This window comes from Nonomuraea antimicrobica, assembly GCF_039536965.1.
Classification (GTDB): Bacteria; Actinomycetota; Actinomycetes; order Streptosporangiales; family Streptosporangiaceae; genus Nonomuraea; species Nonomuraea antimicrobica.
Window position 1 is genome coordinate 1 of the sequence record NZ_BAAAZP010000253.1, and the last position, 6,238, is coordinate 6,238.

Here is a 6,238-nt window from a genome sequence, read left to right on the forward strand (position 1 = left end):
TGGGTGCTGGGCGCGCGGATCGCCACGGCGCTCACGGGGCCGCGCGTCGAGTTGAACGGCGACGGGCTGCAGGCGTACAACGCCAACGGCGTCGCCACGGTGGACATCGACGGCGCCAGCGGGGAGTTCTCATTACGCACGGCCACGAGCGGGCCCCGCGTCCTGATCGGGCCAACCGGGGTGCAGGCTTTCAACAGCTCGAACGTCCGCACCGTGAACCTGTCCGCGTCGGACGGCACTTTCGAGCTGAGAAGCGGCACCAGCGGTGCGCGGGTCGAGATCGACAACGCAGGGGTTCGCGGGTACGGCTCGACCGGCGCGCAGACGTTCAACCTCGCCTCTGCCAGCGGCAACGTCGACATGGTGGGGAGGCTCACAAGCTCGACGAGTTCGACAGGCAAGAGGCTGGTGATCAACCCGCTTTTCGCCACAGATGCTGAGATCCGCTTCTACGAGAGCGAGTTTGACTATCACGTGATCACGGCCGACGTCCTTGGCGCCGAAAATGTGATGCAGCTCAGATCACTCCCGATGAGCGGCATCAAGTACATGATCCAGCTCTCGTCGAGCAGCGACAACTTCATCGGCTTAGCGGAATACGTTGGAAGCGCCATCATCTGCGGCATGGTGTGTTACTCCGACGGGCGTGTCGGCATCTACGGCACAGGGGTGACTGGCGGGAGCAGCGATGCGGCGTTTGTATGGCAGGTGCAAAACGGCCCTGGCGACGGAATGTTCCGCTCCTTTTGGAACGGCTCCAACATCCAATTTGTGCGCCAAGACACGAACACCGTCGTCAAGACATTCATCATCGACCACCCGAGCGATGCGGACCGGTATCTGGTTCATGCGACGACCGAAAGCCCGCACAACGGGGTGGAGTATTGGGGCGAGGTCGAACTAGACGAGGACGGCCTGGTCGCCGTGGAGTTGCCGTCCTACTTTGAGGACCTCACATCGCCAGAGGGGCGCGCGGTCTTCCTGTCGTGCCGCGACGTGCCCGACGGGGTGTCCGCGACGTACCCCAAAAGCGGCCGTTTCACGATCTCCGGCACGCCTGGCCGCAGGGTGTCCTGGCTGGTGAAGGCCATCAGGCAAGACGTGCCGCCGCTGATGGTGGAACCGCTGCGAACGGATGTCGAAGTCCACGGCAGCGCCCCCTACCGCTACTACACGATCCCAGAGGAGTCGCGTGTCTGAGCAGCCGCAGATATCCGTGCCGATCCCGGCCACGTTGGCCGCTACCCAGCGACAGCGCAACAATCTCGCGGATGAGTGCGCCATGCTGTGGGCGCACGTCCAGCAGCTCACCGCCGAGCTCGACCAGGTGACGGCCGAGCTGGCACAGCTGCGCGACGGCGCCTCCCTTAGCGGTAGTAGTACGTCGTCCTCTTCTTCCGCCTGAAGATCATTCGGAACATCCACCAGGGCAGCCACACCAGCAGTCCCCACATGCCGCACGTGAAGATCGTCAGCATCAGGTGCGTGGCGTGGCTCATGCCGGACAAGCCCCTTTGCTTGCTCACCGCGGTGACCTTGCGCGGGTGCGGCGGCGGGCCGTACGGCGGCGGTGGGGACTTTCGGGCCATGGAGCGTCTCCTGAGGAACATGTGGCAACGACGCGGGTGAGACGCCCAAAACGTGCGCCCGGTTTACCGCTGGGACTGTCCATTTCCGGATATTCCGCTCCTTCGACGTGCCGCCCGTTTTCGAGGGGTCGGACGGGCGGCGCACCTACACATCGTCAGGGAGGCGTGGCACGTGGAATGGGCGCAGCTGCCGCTCGTGCAGCTGGGGGCGCTGGGTGTCCTCCTCGGCGTGATTTGGTTGATCTTCAGCGGGCGACTGGTCCCCAGTTCCCTGGTGCCGCGCAGCACCTTGGATGACGTAAGGGCTGATAGGGACGCCCGCGTGGCCGAGGCTGCCGCCGACGCTGAGGAGTGGCGACAGCTGTACGTCGCCGAGTGCGAGGCGCACGAGCTGACCAGGCGGGCGCACGCTGAGGAGATCCGCGCCGCCCTGCTGGCCTCCACAGAGGGGGCACAAGTGGCTGCCGCGCTACTCGAAGAGATCCGCACCAAGCAGATCGGGGCGGGCCCATGAGTCGCGAAGACGAGAGCCTGCCGGACCTCGATGACGCCCGCCAGGCCGCCGAAGAGTCGAGACGGCGGGCGGAGCGGGATCTGCGGCAGGCACGGGAGCGTGCCCGCTGGATGCTCGACCTCGCCGCCCGGTTGAAACGGCTCCGCGAAGCCAACGGATTCGAGGAGATGTTCGAGGAAGCGTTCGGGGGTGGCCGTGACTGAAGACATGGAGACGGCGGGCAGCGTGCTGATCGCCGTGTCAGCGGTCCTAGCGGTCGCGGTGGTGGTGCTCCACCACCTGGTGGCCGACTGGCACAAGACCGAATCTGGTCGGCACGTCTTCGCGTTCGAGGCCGCGCTGGCGGCGTCGCTCACGCTGTGGGCCATCCGACTGGCAGTGCCGACCTGGGACTGGGTGCTCATCGCTCGCTTGATCGCGTTCGCCACGCTGCCGGTAGTGCTGGCGTGGCGGATACGGATCATCGTGCTGATCCGGCGGCGTAGCCGCCGCCGACGAAAGGAGGCAAGCAGGAGTGAGACAGAACGAACCTGAGCTGGTGGCCACCGGAGTGGACCGCCGTGAGTGGGGGCCGAGCGAAGCCGACGAGGAGCAGATCCTCGCGGGCCTGTACGGACCGCCCGACGACGACGGCGTGTACCGGGGAGCGGCCGACGGGGGAGCATCGCCCGGCGCCAGTGAGGCCACCGAGGCGCATGGCGAGCCGTTGGAGGAGCAGTGACAGCGGCGAGAATGCTGGCGGAGGCCCGCGCCGCTCTCGGCATGGCGGGCCGGCCCAACCAGATCACGAGGGAGTACGCGGCCCGCCACGGATCGGTGTACCTGTTCGCGCCGTGGTGCAACATGTCGATCACGCACTGGGCCCGCCGGTCCGGCAACGCCTCTGCGGTGCTTCCGGCCGGCGACAGGGCCTACACGGTCTGGCATGCGCAGGACGGCGAGCGGCTCGGCCGCTGGCACAAGGGCACGGCGGCAAACATCAAGCGCTACGCCAAGCCCGGGACGGTCATCTTCTTCGACTGGGATGGCCGCGACGACATCCAGGCCATAGACCACGTCGGCATCGTCGAGCGGAACTTGGATGACGGCAGGGTGCAGACGATCGAAGGGAATACCAGCAACTCGTGCAAGAGGCGCGTACGCGGCCCGGCCGTGATCGCCGGCTTCTGGACACCTGACTATGAGGAGGACGAGGTGGACGTCAACGACGTCTGGCACGAGGCCAGAATCACGATGAACAAGGGCGAGAAGACCGAGTCGAAGCGGTCGCCGGCGGCGATGCTGCAGGAGCTGGAGACGGAGCAGGACCGTATCAAGGCCACCCTCAAGGAGCTGGGAACCAAGCTCGACCAGGTCCTCGCGCTACTCAAGAAGTGATCGACACCCTGGTCCGGCTGTACCTGTACCGGACGGCACGGACCGCCCCTGGCCCGCGGCAGTCCGCCGCGGGTTTGTCATTTCCGCCGTCGAAGGACGGCGGCGGTGCCCGCGAGGAGGCCAGCATGCGCGTACGCCGCCCCCAACTCGCCGACAACGTCATCTACCGCGGCCGGGACGGCCTGCAGGCGCCGCGCGCCGCCATCGTCACCGCCACGGCGGACAGCCTCGACGTGCGCGGGGTCGAGGCTGGAGAAGTGCCGGCGCTGACCTCACCGGCGCACGTCCACCTGCACGTGCTCACCCCGAGCCCGGCTGGGTTCTTCGTCGAGTTCGACGTTCCGCCCGGCCAGGGCCCTGGCCAGTGGCATCACCCTTCGCGGTGACCTGGGCCACTGCACGACAACCCCCCGCGCGGCGGCCAAAACGGCCGTTTGCGCCACGCCTTTCTGGTGAAGTCGCTGTCCCGCCATGCGCGGGCCTGCCCCTGAGGAGGGACGATGCATCCTGTTCCCCGTACGCCGTTCACCACGAGGTACCCGCTGCTTTTGCGCGGCGGTATCGCGCTGGTCCTGATGGGTCTCACCCGGCTCGCGGTCGCGCTCGGATGGATCCCGCCAGAGTGGGAGCTCGGCGAGAACGGTGTTGAGCAGATGCTCGACACCGTCTACTTCGCGTGGGCCTGGTTCTCTGGCCAGAAGAAGGTGACGCCCGTGGCCGATCCTCGGGACGGCTCTGGCCGGCCTCTCGTGATCCAGAGTCAGGCCGAGCCCCGATAGCTGGTCGCCGTCATGCGCCCCCTCTCTCCTTCGGGGGCGAATTCAAGGGGTCGTCGCAACACAGTGATCAATTACTAGTTGCGAGCAGCATAGCGAGATGCTCGGCTGGGGGTATCCCAGTCGAGCATCTTTTGTGCTGCCGTGAGCGAGGCGCACGTGCACCCGCTCGGGGGACCTGGTCGAGCACGATGTGTCGGGCGGGGAGCCTGGTTGCGTGTGCGGGCCGGAGACGCGGGCCGGAGACGCGGCCGGGTCTAGCGGGGGGCGGCTCTACGGGTGGCTGGGTGGTGCATCACTCGCTCGACGGGCGCGAGGGGACCAGATTAGGGGGGGTCTGGGATAAACCAAGCGAGTTGGTTGATGCCATCGACCATGTGCTCGACCTCCATGAGGGCCCTGTGTGGGTTGATACCCACCCGGTACCTCCCGATGGCGATGACCTGGTCGTCGTCTACGGTCTGCTTGCTCTTCACACAGATGACTCCGGCACGCTCCTGGTCGGGACCGGGCCTGTGGTCGCGACTCCTGCCCTTCAGCGTGCGGTCGGAATGAGGGGAGTAATCGTACTTGTGGCCAGCGACTTGGAAGCCGTTGGCCTGCACGTCGGACGGGTCGCTGTACGCGCTGATGACTGTGCTGATCTCCTCAGGGGTGATACGGAAACGAGTCGGGCTGATGGCATAGAGCTCGCCGGCAGTGTTGAAGATCGCCGCTCCGTCGAAGGTGGCACTGATCATCAGTTCGCGGTCCAGAATGTCCTGCATGTTGGGCATGCTCCCGCTCCGTCCTGCGCATGTCCCCCGCCCAGATGAGGGACAAGCCGTATCCGTGGTCTCGTGCTCGCTGCCCGTGAGGGGCTCCCTTGTCATCGTCGAGCAACACGAACGCGTGATCAAGGGGTGGCCTCTTTCTGGCTGTATCCCGGCCGCCCGGAACAGACGCTCCAGCCTCACCACTTCTAGGTCAGGCGTAGGTCGCCAAGAAGCTGCGCGAGGCGTTCAGCCGGGGTGTCCCAGCCGAGCGTCTTTCGTGGCCGGGCGTTCAGCTCGGCGGCGACGGCGTCGAGGTACTCGCGTGTGTGGACTGACAGATCGGTGCCTTTGGGGAAGTACTGGCGCAGCAGGCCGTTGGTGTTCTCGTTGGAGCCACGCCGCCAAGGGCTGGCCGGGTTGCAGAAGTAGACGGGCATGTCGGTGGCGACGGCGAACTCGTGGTGGCGCCCCATCTCGCTGCCCTGGTCCCAGGTGAGGGAGCGCTTGAGATGGGCGGGCAGCGCGGCCATGATCTCCACCAGGGCGTCGCGCATGCGCTCGGCGCTGCGGTCGATGGGCAGGTGAACGAGCATCACGTAACGCGTAGTGCGCTCGACCAGGGTGCCGATGGCCGAGTTGCCGTTCTTGCCGATGATGCAGTCGCCTTCCCAGTGGCCGGGAACGGCACGGTCGTCAGCTTCGGCGGGCCGCTCGCTGAGCATCACCATGGGTGTGTGCTGAGCCTGGCGGCGCGGCTTGCGCATGGCGCGGCCGGTGCGCAGCGCCTTGCTGAGTTCGCGGCGCAGCTCGCCGCGGCCTTGGACGTAGAGGGCCTGGTAAATGGTCTCGTGGCACACATGCATCTCTGGCCGGTCAGGAAAGCTCCTGCGCAGGCTCTGGGCGATCTGCTCGGGACTCCAGCGCTCGTGCAGGTGGTCCTGAATGTATGCACGTAACTCGGGGTTCTGCCCAACCTTGCTCGGTTTCGGGCGCGGCCGGCGTGCGTCGGCACGGGCCTGGGCCGCGTGCGGACGGTATTGGCGGTTGGTCGGATGCCGGTTGCGCCGCACCTCCCGGCTGATCGTGGACGGCGCACGACCCAGCTCGCGTGCGATCTCGCGGATCGACGCCTTCTCCCGCACTCGGTCAGCGATATGGATCCGCTCGTCCTCGCGCAGATAGCGGGACGCACCAGAAGGGGGCGCCGCCGGTCGTGGGACCGGCGGC

The 6,238-nt window shown here is 66.7% G+C and carries 12 protein-coding genes; 9 read left to right on the forward strand and 3 right to left on the reverse strand.

The annotated features are described in order from the left end of the window. Positions 1–1,200: hypothetical protein (locus ABD844_RS52190; RefSeq protein ID WP_344897547.1), on the forward strand; the 1,200-nt coding region annotated here is incomplete at its 5' end. After that, positions 1,193–1,405, forward strand: coding sequence for a hypothetical protein (locus ABD844_RS52195; protein WP_344897550.1), 213 nt, complete (start codon positions 1,193–1,195; stop codon positions 1,403–1,405). The genes ABD844_RS52190 and ABD844_RS52195, both read left to right, overlap by 8 nt. Here the strand turns inward: ABD844_RS52195 and ABD844_RS52200 are convergent. Beyond that, entirely contained in the window at positions 1,368–1,589 is a 222-nt protein-coding gene (locus ABD844_RS52200; protein WP_344897553.1) for a hypothetical protein, read from the reverse strand. The two genes, ABD844_RS52195 and ABD844_RS52200, sit on opposite strands and share 38 nt — an antisense overlap. Positions 1,590–1,911: 322 nt before the next feature. On the opposite strand from ABD844_RS52200, the gene ABD844_RS52205 reads away from it, so the two are divergent. The 7 genes from ABD844_RS52205 (at position 1,912) to ABD844_RS52235 (ending at position 4,259) form a co-directional block, all read left to right on the forward strand. Beyond that, the gene (locus ABD844_RS52205) at positions 1,912–2,103 is read left to right on the forward strand and encodes a hypothetical protein (RefSeq protein ID WP_344897556.1); all 192 of its coding nucleotides are present in this window, start codon (positions 1,912–1,914) and stop codon (positions 2,101–2,103) included. Beyond that, positions 2,100–2,306 (forward strand): DUF7620 family protein, encoded by a 207-nt coding sequence (locus ABD844_RS52210; RefSeq protein WP_344897559.1) that lies wholly within the window; start codon positions 2,100–2,102, stop codon positions 2,304–2,306. Before ABD844_RS52205 ends, ABD844_RS52210 begins: the two co-directional genes overlap by 4 nt. Next, the gene (locus tag ABD844_RS52215; protein ID WP_344897562.1) at positions 2,299–2,637 is read left to right on the forward strand and encodes a putative phage holin; all 339 of its coding nucleotides are present in this window, start codon (positions 2,299–2,301) and stop codon (positions 2,635–2,637) included. Before ABD844_RS52210 ends, ABD844_RS52215 begins: the two co-directional genes overlap by 8 nt. After that, complete coding sequence (locus ABD844_RS52220) at positions 2,618–2,824, forward strand: hypothetical protein (RefSeq protein WP_344897565.1); 207 nt, start codon at positions 2,618–2,620, stop codon at positions 2,822–2,824. The genes ABD844_RS52215 and ABD844_RS52220 overlap by 20 nt, the downstream gene beginning before the upstream one ends. After that, the gene (locus tag ABD844_RS52225) at positions 2,821–3,480 is read left to right on the forward strand and encodes a CHAP domain-containing protein (RefSeq protein ID WP_344897568.1); all 660 of its coding nucleotides are present in this window, start codon (positions 2,821–2,823) and stop codon (positions 3,478–3,480) included. The genes ABD844_RS52220 and ABD844_RS52225 overlap by 4 nt, the downstream gene beginning before the upstream one ends. Continuing rightward, the gene (locus ABD844_RS52230) at positions 3,477–3,866 is read left to right on the forward strand and encodes a hypothetical protein (RefSeq protein WP_344897571.1); all 390 of its coding nucleotides are present in this window, start codon (positions 3,477–3,479) and stop codon (positions 3,864–3,866) included. The genes ABD844_RS52225 and ABD844_RS52230 overlap by 4 nt, the downstream gene beginning before the upstream one ends. A 114-nt stretch (positions 3,867–3,980) precedes the next feature. Beyond that, positions 3,981–4,259: a hypothetical protein gene (locus tag ABD844_RS52235; protein WP_344897574.1), complete on the forward strand. Its 279-nt coding sequence runs from the start codon at positions 3,981–3,983 to the stop codon at positions 4,257–4,259. Positions 4,260–4,582: 323 nt separating this feature from the next. Here the strand turns inward: ABD844_RS52235 and ABD844_RS52240 are convergent, their stop codons facing one another. Both ABD844_RS52240 and ABD844_RS52245 read right to left on the reverse strand, forming a co-directional pair. Next, the gene (locus ABD844_RS52240; RefSeq protein ID WP_344897576.1) at positions 4,583–5,032 is read right to left on the reverse strand and encodes a profilin; all 450 of its coding nucleotides are present in this window, start codon (positions 5,030–5,032) and stop codon (positions 4,583–4,585) included. A gap of 185 nt (positions 5,033–5,217) precedes the next feature. Continuing rightward, a partial coding sequence (locus ABD844_RS52245; RefSeq protein ID WP_344897578.1) for an IS30 family transposase occupies positions 5,218–6,238 on the reverse strand: 1,021 nt, incomplete at its 5' end.

Bases quoted from the DNA above. Each gene is read 5' to 3' on its own strand.
- ABD844_RS52200 (WP_344897553.1), bottom strand. From the start codon at position 1,589: ATGGCCCGAAAGTCCCCACCGCCGCCGTACGGCCCGCCGCCGCACCCG.
- ABD844_RS52210 (WP_344897559.1), top strand. From the start codon at position 2,100: ATGAGTCGCGAAGACGAGAGCCTGCCGGACCTCGATGACGCCCGCCAG.
- ABD844_RS52235 (WP_344897574.1), top strand. From the start codon at position 3,981: ATGCATCCTGTTCCCCGTACGCCGTTCACCACGAGGTACCCGCTGCTT.
- ABD844_RS52240 (WP_344897576.1), bottom strand. From the start codon at position 5,032: ATGCCCAACATGCAGGACATTCTGGACCGCGAACTGATGATCAGTGCC.